Raw genomic sequence first — 14,751 nt, forward strand, 5'->3', positions numbered from 1 at the left:
CCGGTCACCCGACCGGTTCCGGGTTCGCCTTTCAGGCCGAGCGGGCCTGGGTGACCAGGCGCCCCCGGTCCGAGTCCGCGAACCGGGCCAGCAGGACGCGCAGCTCCTCGGCACTGACGTTCGCGCCGAACGCTTCCGAGCCGGGTTCGAGGCGGACGCCGTCGGCGAGGGAGCCGGCGATGACCGGGTCGAAGCCGAACGCGTCGACCAGGTCCGCGACGCGCGCCACGTCGGCCGGGTCGTCGCCGGCGATCGCGATGGCCTTGCGGCCGGGGGTGCCGGCGGGGCGGGCGCCGTCCTCGAGGTCGTGGTAGCCCATGTGGTTGAACGCCTTCACGACGCGGGAATCCGCCAGGTACGCCTGGACGGTCTCGCTGGACGACGTGCGCGGGTCGTTCAGGTCGTCGCGGCCGCCGTCGACCTCCCACCAGTAGTTCATCGCGTCGATGACGAGCTTGCCGCGCAGCTCCGGGCCCGGGACGGCGCGGTACTTGCCCAGCGGCAGGGCGAGGAGCACGACGTCCGCCTCCGCCGCCGCCCGCGCGGCGGTCACCGGGACCGCGCCGGGGGTGAGGACTTCGGCGGTGAGTGCGATCTTCGCGGGCGCCCCCGAGCCGGCGAGGAGCACCCGGTGGCCGGCGGCGAGCGCGAGCCGGGCCAGGACCGTGCCCACCTTCCCGGCCCCGAGGATGCCGATCGTGGCCGTCATTTCTCCTCCTCCGTGAGGATGTCGCGGACCATGGGGATCACCTTCGTGCCGTACAGCTCGACGGCGCGCAGGCGGGCGCCGGCCGGCTGCGACCCGCCCGTGTAGATGAGGTCGAAGCGGCCGACGCCGAGGTCCGCGACGGCGCGGGCGATCTTGCGGGCGACGGTCTCCGGCGAGCCGATGTACAGCGAGCCGTGCTCGATTTCGTGGTCGTACTCCTCGCGGCGGATCGGGGGCCAGCCGCGCAGGGCCCCGATCCGGTCGCGGATCACGCGGTAGCGCGGCCAGAACACCTCGCGGGCCTGCTCGTCGGTGTCGGCGACGAACCCGGGGGAGTGCATGCCGACCGGGTGCGCGGGGGTGCCGAACTGGTCGGCGGCCCGGCGGTACAGGTCCAGGTAGGGCGCGAACCGTTGCGGCGGACCGCCGATGATGGCGAGCATGAGCGGCAGGCCGTGGCGGGCGGTCCGGATCACCGACTGGGGGGAGCCGCCGACCCCGACCCAGGTGGTCAGGTGCCCGGAATCGGTCTTCGGGTAGACGTCGGCGTCCGCCAGCGGTGGCCGGAGGGTGCCGCTCCAGGTGACCGGCTTCTCGTCGAGCAGCCGCACGAACAGGTCGAGCTTCTCTTCGAACAGCGCGTCGTAGTCGCTCAGGTCGTAGCCGAAGAGCGGGAACGACTCGGTGAACGAGCCGCGGCCGAGGATGACCTCGGCGCGGCCGTTCGAGAGGGCGTCGACCGTCGCGAAGCGCTGGAACACGCGGACGGGATCGTCCGAGCTCAGCACGGTGACGCCGGAGGACAGGCGGATCCGCGACGTGCGGGTGGCGATGCCGGCCAGCACGGTCTCGGGCGCCGAGATCGAGTACTCGGGCCGGTGGTGCTCGCCGAGCGCGATCACGTCCACCCCGGTCTCGTCGGCGAGGACGGCTTCCTCGACCACCTGCCGGATGGCCGCGCCGTGGGAAAGCGGCCGGCCGGTGTCGTCCTCGGGGACGTCGCCGAACGTGTCGAGGCCGAAAACCGGGTCAGACATGGGAAGGCTCCTTCGCGAGCAGCTCGCGCACCCGCGGCGCGACCTCGCGGCCGAGCAGCTCGATCGTCCGGGCACGAGCCGGCCGCGGCAGGTGCGTGATGTCGTACTTGAGGTCGAAGCGGTCCAGGCGCAGGTCGCGCGCCACGGTGGCGATCTTGCGGGCGACGGTGTCCGGCGAGCCCACGAACAGCGCGCCGGTGTCGATCTCGGCCAGGTAGCGGTCCCGGTCGGGCCGGGAGAAGCCGCGTTCGGCGGCGAGCCGCGTCACGACCGGCTGCCAGTACCGCCACCACGTCTCGACCGCTTCCTCGTCGGTGTCCGCGATGAGGCCGAGGGAGTGCTGGCCGACCGGCTGCGCCGCCTGGCCGTACTGCTCGAGGGCGCGGTGGTAGAGCTCGACGTGCCCGGCGAACCGCTGGGGGCGGCCGCCGATGACGGCCAGCATGAGCGGCCGCCCGTACCGGGCGGCCCGCACCACCGAGCCGGGGCTGCCGCCGACGCCGATCCAGGTCGGGATCCCGCCCGGGCGCATCCGGGGGTGCAGCGTCTCGCCGGTCAACGGCGCCCGCACCGAGCCGGACCACGTCACGGCGTCTTCGCGCTGCAGCCGCATGAAGAGGTCGAGCTTCTCCTCGAACAGCCGCTCGTAGTCGGCGAGGTCGTAGCCGAACAAGGGGAACGACTCGGTCGCCGAAGCCCGGCCGAGGACGAGCTGGGCGCGCCCGTCCGAGACGGCGTCCAAAGTGGAGAACTCCTGGTAGAGCCGCACCGGGTCGTTCGTGCTCAGCACCGTCACGGACGTGCCGAGCCGGATGCGGCGGGTCGCCGTCGCGATCGCCGCCAGCAGCACCGGGGTCGCGCTGTCGGTGTGCCCCTCGCGGTAGTGCTCGCCGACGCTGAAGACGTCCAGGCCCGCCGATTCCGCCAGCCGCGCTTCCTCGACGAGCAGCCGGACGGTCTCCGCGTCGCTCAGCACGCGGCCGCCGTCGGTGGCCACCTCGCCGAACGAGTTCAGCCCGAGCTCGAACACGTGTCCAGCTCCTCCCGCCGGTTTGATTGACACGTCAATCATGCGCCCGATATGATTGACGTGTCAATCAGGAGGAGAGTGACCCGGATGACACGACGACGCGTGCTGCCGACCACGGAGGAGCTGCGCGTCTGGCGCGGCTTCATCGAGACCGCCGAGGCGCTGCGGGCGGAACTCGGTTCGCGCCTGCAGGCCGAATGTTCGCTGTCGCCGGGGGACTACGCCGTGCTGCTGGCGCTCAGCGAGGCGGCGGGACAGCGGTTGCGCTCCTCGCGGCTCGCCGGGGACATCGGCTGGGAGCGCAGCCGCCTGTCCCACCACCTCGGCCGGATGGAGCGGCGGGGCCTGGTCCGGCGGGAGGAGTGCGTGGCCGACAACCGGGGCGCCGAGGTCGTCCTCACGGCCGACGGCGAGGCCGCGTTCCGCGCGGCGACGGTCCCGCACCTGACGGCGGTCCGCGAGCTGTTCGTGGACGCGCTGACCCCGGCTCAGCTCGCCGCGGCGGGCGAGATCGCGGCGGCGCTGCGGTCCGGCCTCGACGCGCGGTAGTTCAGGGGTGGGCCAGGTCCCCCCGCGAGACGGGCGAGAGCGCAACGGCCCTGGGGCCTGGCAGTCGCCCGGGGAAGGCCGTCAAGCGGCAGCCGGGTCCACTGTGGACCACAGCGTCCGGCCGAGGCCCGGCTACGGTTCCCGCAGCGCCTCGACGACGGCCTGGTGCCGGGGCGGGTTCATCGGGGGCAGCCGCGCGTCGAGGCGGGTGAGCAGCTCGTCCCGGTCCGCGCACAGCCGGGCCGCCGCAGCACGGTCGCCGTCCTCCAGCGCGATGGCCGCCAAGCCCTCCAGGCACCACGACAGGTACATCGGGTTGCCGATCCGGCGGAACAGCGTGCGGCTCTCCGTGAACAGCTCCCGCGCCCGCTCGACCTGCCCGTCCGCCAGCTCGACGTGGCCGAGCTGGGTCGTGGACATCGCCGTCGCCCAGAGGTCCTCGTGGTGGCGGGCCGAGGCGAGGGCCTCGACGCTGAGCTCGCGGGCCTCGGCGAGGTCGCCGACGAGCATCGCCACGTAACCCAGGTGGGCGAGCAGCTGGTCGGCCGTGCGGTCGTCGCCGCGTTCGCGGTTGAGCCGTTCGCTCTCCTTCAGCGCCTCGACCGCCTCGGGGTACCGGCCCATGAGCTCGGCGTTCGTGCCCAGGCCGCGCAGGGCCTCCGCGGTCCGGCCGAGGTCGCCGATCGAGCGCGCCAGCTCGGCCCCCTCGGTGCCGAGCTCACGCGCCCGGTCGTGCCGGCCCGCGTGCATCGCCTGCCAGGCGAGCAGGATCAGCGCGTCGGCGACGTCCCGCTCCGACCCCGTCGCGCGCGTCTCGGCCAGCGCACGTTCGGCCAGCTCGGCGGCCTGGCCGGACTGCCCGGTGAACAGCCGCGTGTAGGCCGTCCCGACCAGCGCGGTGGCGCGCCCGGCGCGATCCCCGGCGGCCTCGGCCAGCGCCAGCGCCTCCTCGTGGTCGGCCAGCGAGTCGGCGTAGCGGTCGACCATCCGCGCCAGCACGCCGCGGGTGTTGAGCGCGGTGACCAGCCCGGTCCCGGCCCGCCGCGCGAGGCCGACGAGCTCCTCGCACCACGCCGCCGCCTCCTCGAAGGCGGAGATCTCGGTGGCCATCCGCGCCGCGCCGGCCAGGGTGGTGAGCCGGGCCGGCGCGTCGCCGGGGAGGGCGAGCACCGCCGCGGCGGCGCGGACGCCTTCGTGCAGCAGGCCGTGGTGCGCCCAGAACCCGGAGAGGGCGACCCAGAGCCGCAGCGCGTGCTCCGCGTCCCCGCGCGTGACGGCCCGCTCCAGCGCGGCCCGCAGATTGTCCTTTTCGGACTCGACGGCGGCGGCGTCCAGGTCCGCGAAGAACGCGAGGTGCCGGGCGACGGCGGCGTCTTCTTCGCCGGCCGCCCGCAGCCGTTCGAGCCCGTACTCCCGGATCGTCTCGAGCATGCCCAGGCGGCCGTCCCGTTCGGCCGTGACGAGGCCGGCGTCGACGAGCTCGGTGAGCGTATCCAGGTCGTCGACGGCCTCGAGCGGGCAGCCGCCCACGAACACCGACAGCGTCCGGAACAACGCCTGCGCCGGCGGCGACAGGAGCTGGTGGCTCCAGCCGATCGCGTCCCGCATGGTGCGCTGCCGGTCGGGCAGGTCGCGCGGGCCGCCGACCAGCATCGGCAGCCGCTGTTCGAGGCGCCGGAGCAGGACGCGGGGTGGCAGCACCCGGGTCCGCGCGGCGGCGAGCTCGATCGCCAGCGGCAGGCCTTCGAGCCGGCGGCAGATCCGCATGACCGTGTCGTCCGCCTCGAGGGACACGCCCGCGGCGGTGGCGCGCTCGGTGAACAGCCGCACGGCCGGGTCCGGCTCGAGCGGCGCGATGCGGTACTCGCGCTCGGCACGCACGCGCAGCGGCACCCGGCTGGTGACCAGGACCGTCACCCCGGGGCACGCACCCAGCAGGGCCAGGACGTCGGCGCCGGCGTCGACGAGGTGCTCGAAGTTGTCGAGCAGCAGGATCGCCCGCTTCTCGCGGAACGCGGCGGCCAGGCGGCCGGCCACCGGGACCGGCCCGCGGTCGTCGAGCCCGGCCTCGTGCGCGATCGCGGCGACAACCTGCCCGGGATCGCGCAGCGGCGCGAGATCGGTGAAGAGCGCGCCGTCCGGGTAGCGCGGCCGGAGCGTCTCGACGACGTCCAGCGCGAGCCGCGTCTTGCCGACGCCGCCGGGGCCGGTGAGGGTGAGCAGCCGCGTCTCGCCGCGTTCCAGCAGCTCGACCAGGGCGGCGGCCACCCCGTCGCGGCCGATCAGCGGCGGCAGCAGCCGGGGCGGGCCCGGCGCGGGCGGTGCGCCGGCCGGGCGGGCCGCGGCCAGCAGCGCGGCCCGGTCCGGCCCGGCCAGCCCGAGGGCGTCGGCGAGCAGCCGGACCGTGTCCAGCCGCGGGATCCGGCGCGGGTCGCGTTCGAGGTCGCTGACCGCGCGCGGGCTCACCCCGGCGCGCTCGGCGAGCGCCTCCTGGGTCAGGCCCGCGGCCAGCCGCAGCCGCTTGAGCAGGGCGGAAAAGCTCACGGCCTGTGAATCGTCGCGGGGCGGCCGGATGTGTCATGCCGACGGTGGGTGAACGTCGTGGTCCCGTCCGTGCCCGGGCGCGAGGCTGGCCGCATGACCCCCGACGAGATCCGGGCGCGGGCCCGCAGAATCACCGACGAGCTGTTCAACCAGGGCGACGTGGCGGTCCTCGACGAGCTCGTCGACCCCGCCTACGTCCAGTACCTCGCCGCCGAGGACCGCACGACCGGGGCCGCGGAGCTGGCCGGATTCGTCACCGGGCTCCGGCGCGCGTTCCCCGACCTGCGCGCGCACACCGACCAGCAGGTCGTCGAAGGCGACACGCTCGCCCAGCGGCTCACCGTCACCGGCACCCACCGCGGCGCGGCGTTCGCCGGGCGGCCGGCGGCCGGCGCCCGCCTGCGGGTCAGCGTCGTCGACATCTACCGGATCGGCCCGGCCGGCCGCTTCACCCGGCGGTGGACGCTCTGGGACGAGCACACCGTCCGCGTCCAGCTGGGACTCGGGTCGTGAAGACGCTCCCGCGCCTGGCGAACAGGCTGGCGGTGGCCCTCTACGGCCGGGGTGTCGGCCGGACCGCGAAGCACGTGCCTGTCCTGCTGCTCACCGTCGCCGGCCGCCGGACCGGCACCCCGCACACGGTCCCCGTCGCCTACTTCGAGCACGACGGCGCCTACCTGGTGGCCGCGTCCGCGGGTGGGGCGAAGCGGGAGCCGCAGTGGTTCCGCAACGTCCGCGCGGCGGGGCACGCGCACGTCCGGGCCGGCGACCGGCACCGGGACGTCGACGTCCGCGTCCCGGACGCGGCCGAACGCGACCGGCTGTGGCGGGACGTCGTCCTGCGCCGGGCGCCGTTCTTCGCGGACTACGAGCGCAAGTCCGGCCGGACCGTCCCGCTCTGCCTGCTCACTCCCGTCCGGTGACGTTTCGGCCGGCGCCGCGGTGGTAGCCCCCGGGCATGGTGAGTGTCGGATATTTTCTGTCGTCCGAGGAGTTTTCGCCGCGTGAGCTGGTCCGGCAGGCCCGGCTCGCCGAGGCCGCCGGGTTCGAGCGGCTGTGGATCTCCGACCACTTCCACCCGTGGCTCGACGAGCAGGGCAGCAGCCCGTTCGTGTGGTCCGTGCTCGGCGCGCTCAGCGAGGTGACGTCGCTGCCGATCTCCACGGCGGTGACCTGCCCGATCATCCGGACGCACCCCGCGGTGATCGCCCAGGCGGCCGCCACCGTGGCCGTGCAGTGCGAAGGGCGGTTCGTCCTCGGTGTGGGCACCGGGGAAGCGCTCAACGAGCACGTCACCGGGGAACAGTGGCCGCCGCCCGCGGTGCGGCTGGAGATGCTCGAAGAGGCGATCGACGTCATCCGGCAGCTGCACACCGGCAAGGAGGTCAACCACCGCGGCCGGTACTACACCGTCGACCACGCCCGGCTCTACACGGTGCCGGACGAGCCGGTGCCGATCTACGTCTCGGCGTTCGGGCCGTCGGCCACCGAGCTGGCCGCGCGCGTGGGGGACGGCTTCTGCACCGTGATGCCGGACGCCGACCTGGTGCGCAAGTACCGCGAGGCGGGCGGCGGCGACCGGCCGGTGCAGGGCGGCCTGAAGGTCTGCTGGGCCGGCTCCGAAGAGGAGGGTGTCCGCACGGCGCACCAGCGGTGGCGCAACGAACTGCTGCCCGGCAAGCTCCCGTCGACCCTCCCGACCCCGGCCGACTACGCGGCCGCGTCGAGCCTGGTGACCGAGGACATGGTGCGGGAGCAGTTCCCGTGCGGCCCCGACGCCGACCGGCACGTCGCCGCGGTCCGCGAGTTCGCCGACGCCGGGTTCGACGAGGTCTACGTCCAGCAGATCGGGCCCGGCCAGGAGCAGTTCTTCGAGGCCTGGCGCACCCAGGTGCTGCCCCGGCTTCGCGGCTGAGCGCGACGGCCGGCTCGAGGCCCGCCATGGCAGCAGGCGGACGCCGAGCCCCTCGGCGGCTGGCCCGCACGGTGCCGGTGCCGTCGACCCACGAGGTCCGGCGGCCGGCCCGCCGCCCTGCGTGCCGCCGCCCGGGGGTGATCAGGCGGGCGGGGCCACCGCGGCGTCCGGCTGGTTCGCGCGGCGCAGAGCCTCCGCGACGAACCCGTCCGCCTTCAGCTCCTCGACCAGGTCCCGCAGGAACGCCACCGTCTCCGGCCGGCGGTCCGGGCCCGTGCCGACCGCCTGCCGGATCTGCATGAACCGCTCGCCGAGCACGCGCGTTCCGGGGTGCGCGGCGGCGTAGGCGGTCATCGGCTGACGGATGCCGGCGGCCACTTCGAGGCCCTGCTCTTCGAAGGCGACGACGCCGTCCTCGCCGCGCACGATCGTCGCGTGCTCGAGGGTCCGTGTGAGGTACAGGTCGTAGGCCGAGCCCCGCTTCACCCCGATCCGGACGCCCTCGCGGTCGACGTCGGCCGGGGTCTCGAACGGCGAGCCGTCCGGGACGACGTACACGCCCTCGATGACGACGTAGGGCGCGGTGAAGGCGACCTCGGCCGCGCGGGCCGGTTCGATCGCCAGGAAGCACAGGTCGGCCGCCCCCGAGGTCAACGCCTCGAACGACTTGCGGGCCGCGTCGAAGCAGCGGAACTCCACCGGCACGTCCAGCCGGGCCGCCACCTCGCGCGCGAGGTCGACGGTGACGCCTCCGGGCGCAGCCGGCGTTCCGTGCGCGAGCACCGGGTTGCCGAGGTTGACGGCGGCGCGCAGCACACCGGTGGGCGCGAGGTCGGCGGCAAGATCTCCCATGACCGGCGAGGGTAACGGCGCGGCCCCGCGTCCGCCCCGGCTGTGTTGCTCACGCCACGGGCGGCCGGTCCGCCGTGGTCAGCTCGAACACCGTCTCCTGGTGGTAGACCTCGCCCGGCCGCAGGACCGTGCTGGGGAAGCCCGGCCGGTTCGGGGAGTCCGGGAAGTGCTGCGCCTCCAGCGCGAATCCCGCGCCGCGGTGGTACGGGCGGCCGTCCTTGCCGAGGTGGTTGCCCGAATAGAACTGCAGGCCCGGCGCGGTCGTCGTCATGGTGAGCAGCCGGCCGGACACCGGGTCCCACGCCCGGGCGGCGAACGGCGAGCCGCCGTCGAGGACCCAGTTGTGGTCGTAGCCGTGCCCGACGGCCAGCTGGGGGTGGGGGTCGTCCAGCCGGGCGCCGATCGCCGTCGGCAGGCGGAAGTCGAACGGCGTGCCGCCGACCGGCACCGGATCACCCTCGGGGATCAGGTTCTCGTCGGTGGGGCAGTAGCGGCTCGCGGCGATCGCCAGCCGGTGTTCGCGGACGTCGCCGGTGCCGGCGAGGTTCCAGTACGTGTGGTTCGTCAGGTTGACGACCGTCGGCGCGTCGGTGGTCGCGCGGTAGGTGATGGTCAGCCGGTCGTCGAGGCGGTAGGTGACCTCGGTGGTGAGCCGGCCGGGGTAGCCCTGGTCGCCGTCCGGGCTGACCAGCGTCAGCCGCAGGCCGCCGGGCAGCGGCGTCGCGGACCACACGCGCGTGTCGAACCCGGCCGGCCCGCCGTGCAGGCTGTTCTTCCCGTCGTTCACCGGCACCCGGTGCAGGACGCCGTCGAGGGTGAACGCCCCGCCGGCGATCCGGTTGGCGAACCGGCCGATCACCGCGCCCAGGAAGACCCGCGGCGCGCCGGGCCGGTTGTTCGCGACGTACCCGTCGAGGCCGGGAAAGCCGAGGACGACGTTGCCCGGCCGCCCGTCGCGGTCGGGCGCGTCCAGGGACTGGATGACGCCGCCGTAGTCGAGGACGCGGACGGTCAGCCCGCCGGGCCGGGTCAGGGTGTAGCGGTGGACGTCGGTGTCGCCGACGCGGCCGAAGAACTCCCGGGCAGGTTCGGAAAGGGGCATCGGCGTGTCCTCCAGCGTACTGTTAGCGCTAACAGTGTGCTGGCACCTTAAGTTCGGGCGCGGCGCACCGTCAAGGCCCGGTCAGTGGTCACCCGCCTCCGGCCGCGTGCCCAGCAGCTGGTGGGCACGCAGGGTCATCTGGATTTCCAGCCGCTGCGCCGGATCGGTCAGCCGGTCTCCGAACAGGTCGCTCAGCTGGCTCACCCGGTAGCGGACGGTCTGGGGGTGGATGCCCAGCGCCTGCGCGATGTCCGGCGTGTTCCCGTTGTGCTCCAGCCAGCTCAGCAACGTCTCGGCCAACCGGGTCTGCTGCTTCACCGTCAGGCCCGCGAACGGCGCGAGCGTCTTCGCCGAAAGCGCGTCCAGCAGGAACCGGTCGAGCAGCAGCCAGTGCGTCGCCAGGTGGTCGGCCGTGTGCGTCACCGGGCGGTCGCCGACCAGGCCGCGGCGGGCCAGGTCGAGGGTGCGGCGCGCCCAGAGCAGCGACGTCGCCGCGTCGGCCGGGCGGACGCGGGGGCCGACCGCCGCGCGCCGGCCCGGCAGGCGGCCTTCGAGCCGCCGCAGGTCGCGGTCCGGGTTCGGGGTCAGCAGGCAGGGTTCGGTGCCTTCGAGGTCGAGCAGCACGTCGTCGGCGACCTGGGGCGCCGGCGTCAGGTGCTGCTCGGTCCGCGGGTCGAGCGCGACGACCGTCACCCACTCCGGCATGGCCCACTTCGCGGCCTGCGCCATCGTCGCGATCGTCGCCGGGGACGACGGCGGCGTGGCCAGCAGCAGTTCGAGCAGGCGACGGCGGCGGCGTTCGAGCGGGCCCGACGCCATCGCCTGCGCCAGCGTGTACCCCTCCACCGAGTACGAGGAAATCTCTTCCACGTAGGCGAAAATGGCCTCCGCGCTGACGCAGAGCACCGCCGCCGGGAAGCGGTGGGCCTGGCCCAGTTCCGCCATGTAGCGCCACGCCGCGCGACCGCCCGCGCGGTAGGCGGCCTGCAGCGAGTTCAGGCTGCCGCCGTCGTGGTGAACGCGCTTTCCGACCTCCATGAACAGCTTCGCCCAATTGTCCTGTGTGGACGCCAGATCCTCGATGCTGTCGATGCAGCTGACCACCGCCTGCTCGATCGCCAGCACGATCATCTTGCCGAACTCGCCTTCGAGGGGCTTGGCGTACTCCGGCACGGCCCGCTGGACCTCTTCGAGGATCCGCCGGGCCAGCGAGTCCGCGTGCGGCCGGAACCGCCGCGCGAGCTCCGTCGGCAACGAGCACCACAGCTGCCGCGCGCGGCCGGTGCCCCGTGGGTGGGGGATCGTCGCGGGCGTGATCGTCCGAGTCATGGGACACCCCTTCCTGCTCCGGCGCGGACGTCATGTACTCACACGGAAACGGCCTTGGCAACCGGCGCTCCTGGCGCGGGAGCGGGTTCTGTCACGCCGGGACCAACCGCGGCGCCGGAGTTTGTCACCCGTCCGACAAACGGCGGAACACTCATCGGCACAAGGGTTTTCGCGAACCAATTTGTGAAGCGGGACGGTATCTTCGTGCCCCTTTCCGTTGTTAGCGTGATCAACCGAGCACGCGGGAGGAGACGCCGATGACGACGCTCGTTTCGTGGTGCTTCCGGCGCGCCGGCGTGGTCGCCGTGCTGTGGCTGGTGGCACTCGGCGGGCTCGGCTTCGCCGCGCTGCACACCGGCGCGGCCTTCCGCGACACGGTGGACCTGCCCGCCGCCGACAGCACGGCCGCGGCGAACCTGCTGCGGGGCAGCGGCCCGGCCGGCGCCGCGGAACGGGTCGTCGCCCGCGCGGCGGACGGCCCGGTCGACACCGGCACGGGCCGCGCCCGGCTCGACGCGCTCGCCGCCCGGCTGGCGGCGCTCCCGCACGTCGTCTCGGTCGACCCGCCGCCCGGCCAGGTGTCCGCCGACCGGCGGACCGCGGTGCTCACCGTGCGGTTCGACGCGCCGGCCGCCGACCTCGGGCAGGGGACGGCCGAGGCACTGGCCGCCGTCGTCCGCGACGCCGGCGGCCTCACCGCCGGCGTCTCCGGCGAGCTCGCCGCGATGACGGCGGCCGCGCCGGACCTGGGCAACGCGGGCATCGGCCTGCTCGCCGCGGCCCTCGTGCTGCTGGTGGCCTTCGGCTCGCTGACCTGCGTGCTGCTCCCGGTCCTCACCGCGTCGGTGTCGGTGGGCTGCGCACTGGCCGTCGTCACGCTGCTGTCGCACGTCATGACCGTGCCGAAGATCAGCACGGAAATCGCCGCCCTGCTCGGGCTCGGCGTCGGCGTCGACTACGCGTTGTTCGTGCTCACCCGCTACCGGCAGGGCCGCCGGGACGGCGCGGAACCGGCGGTGGCGCTGGCCGGCGCGGCGGCGACGTCGGGCCGCAGCGTGGTCTTCGCCGGGGTCACCGTCTGCGTGTCGCTGGCCGGCATGCTGACCGTCGGCCTGCCGTTCCTCGACGGGATCGCGGTCGCCGCCGCGGTTTCGGTGCTGCTGACCGCCTTGGCCGCGCTGACCCTGCTGCCCGCGCTCATGCGCCCGGTCGCCCGGCGAATGCGTGCCGGCGCGGGGGAAACCGGCGCCCGCTGGGCCCGGCTCGCGCGCTCGGTGACCGCGCGGCCCGGGCCGTACACCCTGGCCGCGCTGCTGGCCGTGGCCGTGCTCGCGCTGCCGGTGACCGGGCTGCGGCTCGGGGTGCCGGACGCCGCCCACGACCCGCCCGGCAGCGTCACGAAGACCGCCGCCGAACTCCTGGAACAGGGGTTCGGGCCGGGCGCGGACGCCCCGCTGCTGGTGACCGGGACCGACGGCTCGTCGGTCGGCATGCTGCGGGAGGCGCTGCTCGCGAGCGCCGGCGTCGGCCCGCCCACCGCCCTGCCCGGCGGGGGCTGGCTGCTCACGGTGACCCCGTGGACCGCGCCCGGCGACCCGGCCACCGGCGAACTGCTGGCCTCGACCCGGGTGATGGCCACCGTGGTGACCGGCCCGGACACGCACGTCGGCGGGGTCGTCGCGGCGCGGGCCGACTTCTCGGCGGCGATCACCGCGCGGCTGCCGCTGTTCCTCGCGAGCGTCGTCGGGATTTCGGTGCTGCTGCTCGCCTGGGTGTTCCGCAGCGTGCTGATCCCCTTGACGGCGGCGGTGATGAACCTGCTGACCGCGGCCGCGACGACGGGGGCGGTCGTGTTCGCCTTCGGTGCGCCGATCGAGCCGTACCTGCCCGTGTTCCTGTTCGCCGGGCTGTTCGGGCTGTCGATGGACTACGAGGTCTTCCTCATCGCCCGGATCCAGGAGGCCTGGCGCCGCCACGGCGACACGAAGGCAGCCATCGTCGACGGCGTCGCGGCGACCGGGCGGACCATCACCGCGGCCGCGCTGATCATGGCCCTGGTGTTCGTGTCCTTCGCCTTCGTGGACGCCCGCGTCGTGCGCGAGGCGGGCGTCGGGCTGACCGTCGCCGTGCTCCTCGACGCGGTCGTGGTCCGGTGCGTGCTCGTGCCGGCGGTGATGGCCCGGCTCGGCGCCGCGAACTGGTGGTTCCCGGGCGCGCAGGCCCCGGTCCCGCGCGTCCGCCGTGAGCTGCAGCGGAGCGCGCGGTGACGCGCCGGGTCCCGACGCTGGTGCTGATCGCGCTCGGTGCGTTCGTCACGACGCTCGACAACACCATCGTCGCGGCGGGCGTGCCCTCGATCGCCCGTGACCTCGCCCTGGACCTCGGGACGCTGCAGTGGGTCGCCCTCGGCTACATGCTCCCGTTCGCCGGGTTGCTGCTGGTGGCGGGCACGCTGGTGGACCGCTGGGGCCGGCGCCGGACGTTGCCGGCCGGGCTGCTCGCGTTCGGCGCCGGCGCGGCCGCCGGCGGGCTGGCCGGTTCGGTGTGGCTGCTGGTCGCCGCCCGGGTGCTGCAGGGCGCGGCGGCCGCGTTCCTCGTGCCGGGCCTGCTGAGCCTGCTGCGCACGAACCTCGACGCCCGCGGCCGGACGCTCGGCGCGGCGGTGTGGACGGCCTGCCTGGCCGCCGCGCTGGCCCTCGGCCCGGCCCTGGGTGGCGTGCTGAGCGAATACCTCGGCTGGGGCTGGATCTTCTTCGTCAACCTCCCGTTCGTGGCGGCGATGCTCGTCCTGCTGCCGGCGACCGTCCCGCCCGGCCGGGAGCCGCCCGGCCCGCGCCCGGCGGTGCCGGCGATGATCGTCGTGACCGCGAGCCTGGTCCTGCTCACCGCGGCGCTGGTCGAGCTCGGCGGCGACCGGCGGAGCGGGGCCGGGCTGCCGCTGCTCGCCGCGGGGGCCGCGCTCGGCGCCGCGTTCGTGGTCCGGGAACGGCGGGCGCGCGAGCGGCTGGTGCCGCCGGCTCTGACCGGCAACCGGGTGTTCGCCGGCTCGCTCGCCGTGCAGGTCCTCTGGGGACTGGGGATTTCGGGCGTTTTCTTCTTCACGCCCTTGCTCCACCAGGAGTTCCTCGGCCTCGACCCGGTCCGCGCGGGGTTGCCGCTGGCGCTGGTCGCCGTCGCGGTCATGGCCGCGACGCCGCTGGTCCCGTGGGCGGTGGCCCGCGCCGGTCCACAGAGGACGGTGGCGGCCGGGCTGGCCGTGGTCGGCGCCGGGTTGCTCGCCCTGGCCGTGGTGAACCACGTCCCGGCGATCGCCCCGCGGATCCCCGGGCTGGTGCTGATCGGCGCCGGTTCGGCCTTCACCACCCCGCTGACGTCGCACGCGCTGGACGTCGTGGCCGAACGGTCGTCCGGCACGGCGTCCGGGCTGCTCACGGCGTCCCGCGAGGTGTCGAGTGCGCTGGGGGTCGCGCTGATCGGCGCCGTGCTGACGGCGGTCCGCGCGGCCCGGCTCGGCGCGGGCGCCGCGGCCGGACCGGCACTGGCCGGTGGCTACACGGCCGGGCTGCTCGTCGCGGCCGGGCTGACGCTCACCGGCGCGCTGCTCGCCGTGCGCGTGTTGCGGACCCCCGTCGCCACAACCTCGTCGCCGCGTGACAAACGTGCTGTCCCGTAATCCGTTTCCGC

13 protein-coding genes are annotated in these 14,751 nt (G+C 74.7%); 6 read left to right on the forward strand and 7 right to left on the reverse strand.

What is annotated here, in order from left to right:
* Positions 1-31: 31 nt before the first annotated feature.
* The 3 genes from ACH54P_RS01050 to ACH54P_RS01060 are packed head-to-tail and all read right to left on the reverse strand — an operon-like array spanning position 32 to position 2,776.
* Positions 32-709, reverse strand: a complete 678-nt coding sequence (locus ACH54P_RS01050) for an NADPH-dependent F420 reductase (protein ID WP_489910393.1) — start codon at positions 707-709, stop codon at positions 32-34.
* A complete protein-coding gene (locus ACH54P_RS01055) occupies positions 706-1,746 on the reverse strand; it encodes an LLM class flavin-dependent oxidoreductase (RefSeq protein WP_489910394.1) in 1,041 nt (346 codons plus the stop codon). Before ACH54P_RS01055 ends, ACH54P_RS01050 begins: the two co-directional genes overlap by 4 nt.
* Positions 1,739-2,776: an LLM class flavin-dependent oxidoreductase gene (locus ACH54P_RS01060; protein ID WP_489910395.1), complete on the reverse strand. Its 1,038-nt coding sequence runs from the start codon at positions 2,774-2,776 to the stop codon at positions 1,739-1,741. Before ACH54P_RS01060 ends, ACH54P_RS01055 begins: the two co-directional genes overlap by 8 nt.
* Positions 2,777-2,863: 87 nt before the next feature.
* Between ACH54P_RS01060 and ACH54P_RS01065 the strand changes: the two genes are divergently transcribed.
* Positions 2,864-3,325, forward strand: a complete 462-nt coding sequence (locus ACH54P_RS01065; RefSeq protein WP_489910396.1) for a MarR family winged helix-turn-helix transcriptional regulator — start codon at positions 2,864-2,866, stop codon at positions 3,323-3,325.
* Positions 3,326-3,457: 132 nt separating this feature from the next.
* On the opposite strand, the gene ACH54P_RS01070 is transcribed toward ACH54P_RS01065, so the two are convergent.
* Positions 3,458-5,869, reverse strand: a complete 2,412-nt coding sequence (locus ACH54P_RS01070; RefSeq protein WP_489910397.1) for an ATP-binding protein — start codon at positions 5,867-5,869, stop codon at positions 3,458-3,460.
* 93 nt (positions 5,870-5,962) lie between these two features.
* On the opposite strand from ACH54P_RS01070, the gene ACH54P_RS01075 reads away from it, so the two are divergent.
* From ACH54P_RS01075 to ACH54P_RS01085, 3 genes are read left to right on the forward strand one after another with little or no spacing between them, the layout of a single operon-like run.
* Positions 5,963-6,382, forward strand: a complete 420-nt coding sequence (locus tag ACH54P_RS01075; RefSeq protein WP_489910398.1) for an ester cyclase — start codon at positions 5,963-5,965, stop codon at positions 6,380-6,382.
* Positions 6,379-6,792: a nitroreductase/quinone reductase family protein gene (locus ACH54P_RS01080; RefSeq protein ID WP_489910399.1), complete on the forward strand. Its 414-nt coding sequence runs from the start codon at positions 6,379-6,381 to the stop codon at positions 6,790-6,792. Before ACH54P_RS01075 ends, ACH54P_RS01080 begins: the two co-directional genes overlap by 4 nt.
* 35 nt (positions 6,793-6,827) lie before the next feature.
* Entirely contained in the window at positions 6,828-7,784 is a 957-nt protein-coding gene (locus tag ACH54P_RS01085; protein WP_489910400.1) for a TIGR03557 family F420-dependent LLM class oxidoreductase, read from the forward strand.
* A 141-nt stretch (positions 7,785-7,925) separates the two neighbouring features.
* Here ACH54P_RS01085 and ACH54P_RS01090 read toward each other — a convergent pair whose 3' ends face one another.
* The 3 genes from ACH54P_RS01090 to ACH54P_RS01100 all read right to left on the reverse strand — a co-directional run bounded on the left by ACH54P_RS01090 (position 7,926) and on the right by ACH54P_RS01100 (position 11,067).
* The gene (locus ACH54P_RS01090; RefSeq protein ID WP_489910401.1) at positions 7,926-8,636 is read right to left on the reverse strand and encodes a transporter substrate-binding domain-containing protein; all 711 of its coding nucleotides are present in this window, start codon (positions 8,634-8,636) and stop codon (positions 7,926-7,928) included.
* A gap of 49 nt (positions 8,637-8,685) precedes the next feature.
* On the reverse strand, positions 8,686-9,738 hold the full coding sequence (locus tag ACH54P_RS01095; RefSeq protein WP_489910402.1) for an aldose epimerase family protein: 1,053 nt from the start codon (positions 9,736-9,738) through the stop codon (positions 8,686-8,688).
* Positions 9,739-9,819: 81 nt separating this feature from the next.
* Positions 9,820-11,067 carry a PucR-like N-terminal domain-containing protein gene (locus tag ACH54P_RS01100; protein ID WP_489910403.1) on the reverse strand — a complete coding sequence of 416 codons (1,248 nt, stop codon included), beginning with the start codon at positions 11,065-11,067 and terminating at the stop codon, positions 9,820-9,822.
* A gap of 257 nt (positions 11,068-11,324) precedes the next feature.
* Here ACH54P_RS01100 and ACH54P_RS01105 point away from each other — a divergent pair, with 257 nt between their 5' ends.
* Together ACH54P_RS01105 and ACH54P_RS01110 are read left to right on the forward strand one after the other, a co-directional pair.
* Entirely contained in the window at positions 11,325-13,334 is a 2,010-nt protein-coding gene (locus ACH54P_RS01105; RefSeq protein ID WP_489910404.1) for an MMPL family transporter, read from the forward strand.
* Positions 13,331-14,740, forward strand: a complete 1,410-nt coding sequence (locus ACH54P_RS01110) for an MFS transporter (protein ID WP_489910405.1) — start codon at positions 13,331-13,333, stop codon at positions 14,738-14,740. Before ACH54P_RS01105 ends, ACH54P_RS01110 begins: the two co-directional genes overlap by 4 nt.
* Positions 14,741-14,751: the final 11 nt, after the last annotated feature.

It is taken from the genome of Amycolatopsis sp. N2S4-7, assembly GCF_058119595.1.

What these genes read in the sequence shown, in the direction of transcription:
- ACH54P_RS01085 (WP_489910400.1), top strand. Translation starts at nt 6,828, where the DNA reads ATGGTGAGTGTCGGATATTTTCTGTCGTCCGAGGAGTTTTCGCCGCGT.
- ACH54P_RS01065 (WP_489910396.1), top strand. Translation starts at nt 2,864, where the DNA reads ATGACACGACGACGCGTGCTGCCGACCACGGAGGAGCTGCGCGTCTGG.
- ACH54P_RS01050 (WP_489910393.1), bottom strand. Translation starts at nt 709, where the DNA reads ATGACGGCCACGATCGGCATCCTCGGGGCCGGGAAGGTGGGCACGGTC.
- ACH54P_RS01075 (WP_489910398.1), top strand. Translation starts at nt 5,963, where the DNA reads ATGACCCCCGACGAGATCCGGGCGCGGGCCCGCAGAATCACCGACGAG.
- ACH54P_RS01100 (WP_489910403.1), bottom strand. Translation starts at nt 11,067, where the DNA reads ATGACTCGGACGATCACGCCCGCGACGATCCCCCACCCACGGGGCACC.
- ACH54P_RS01055 (WP_489910394.1), bottom strand. Translation starts at nt 1,746, where the DNA reads ATGTCTGACCCGGTTTTCGGCCTCGACACGTTCGGCGACGTCCCCGAG.
- ACH54P_RS01105 (WP_489910404.1), top strand. Translation starts at nt 11,325, where the DNA reads ATGACGACGCTCGTTTCGTGGTGCTTCCGGCGCGCCGGCGTGGTCGCC.
- ACH54P_RS01090 (WP_489910401.1), bottom strand. Translation starts at nt 8,636, where the DNA reads ATGGGAGATCTTGCCGCCGACCTCGCGCCCACCGGTGTGCTGCGCGCC.
- ACH54P_RS01095 (WP_489910402.1), bottom strand. Translation starts at nt 9,738, where the DNA reads ATGCCCCTTTCCGAACCTGCCCGGGAGTTCTTCGGCCGCGTCGGCGAC.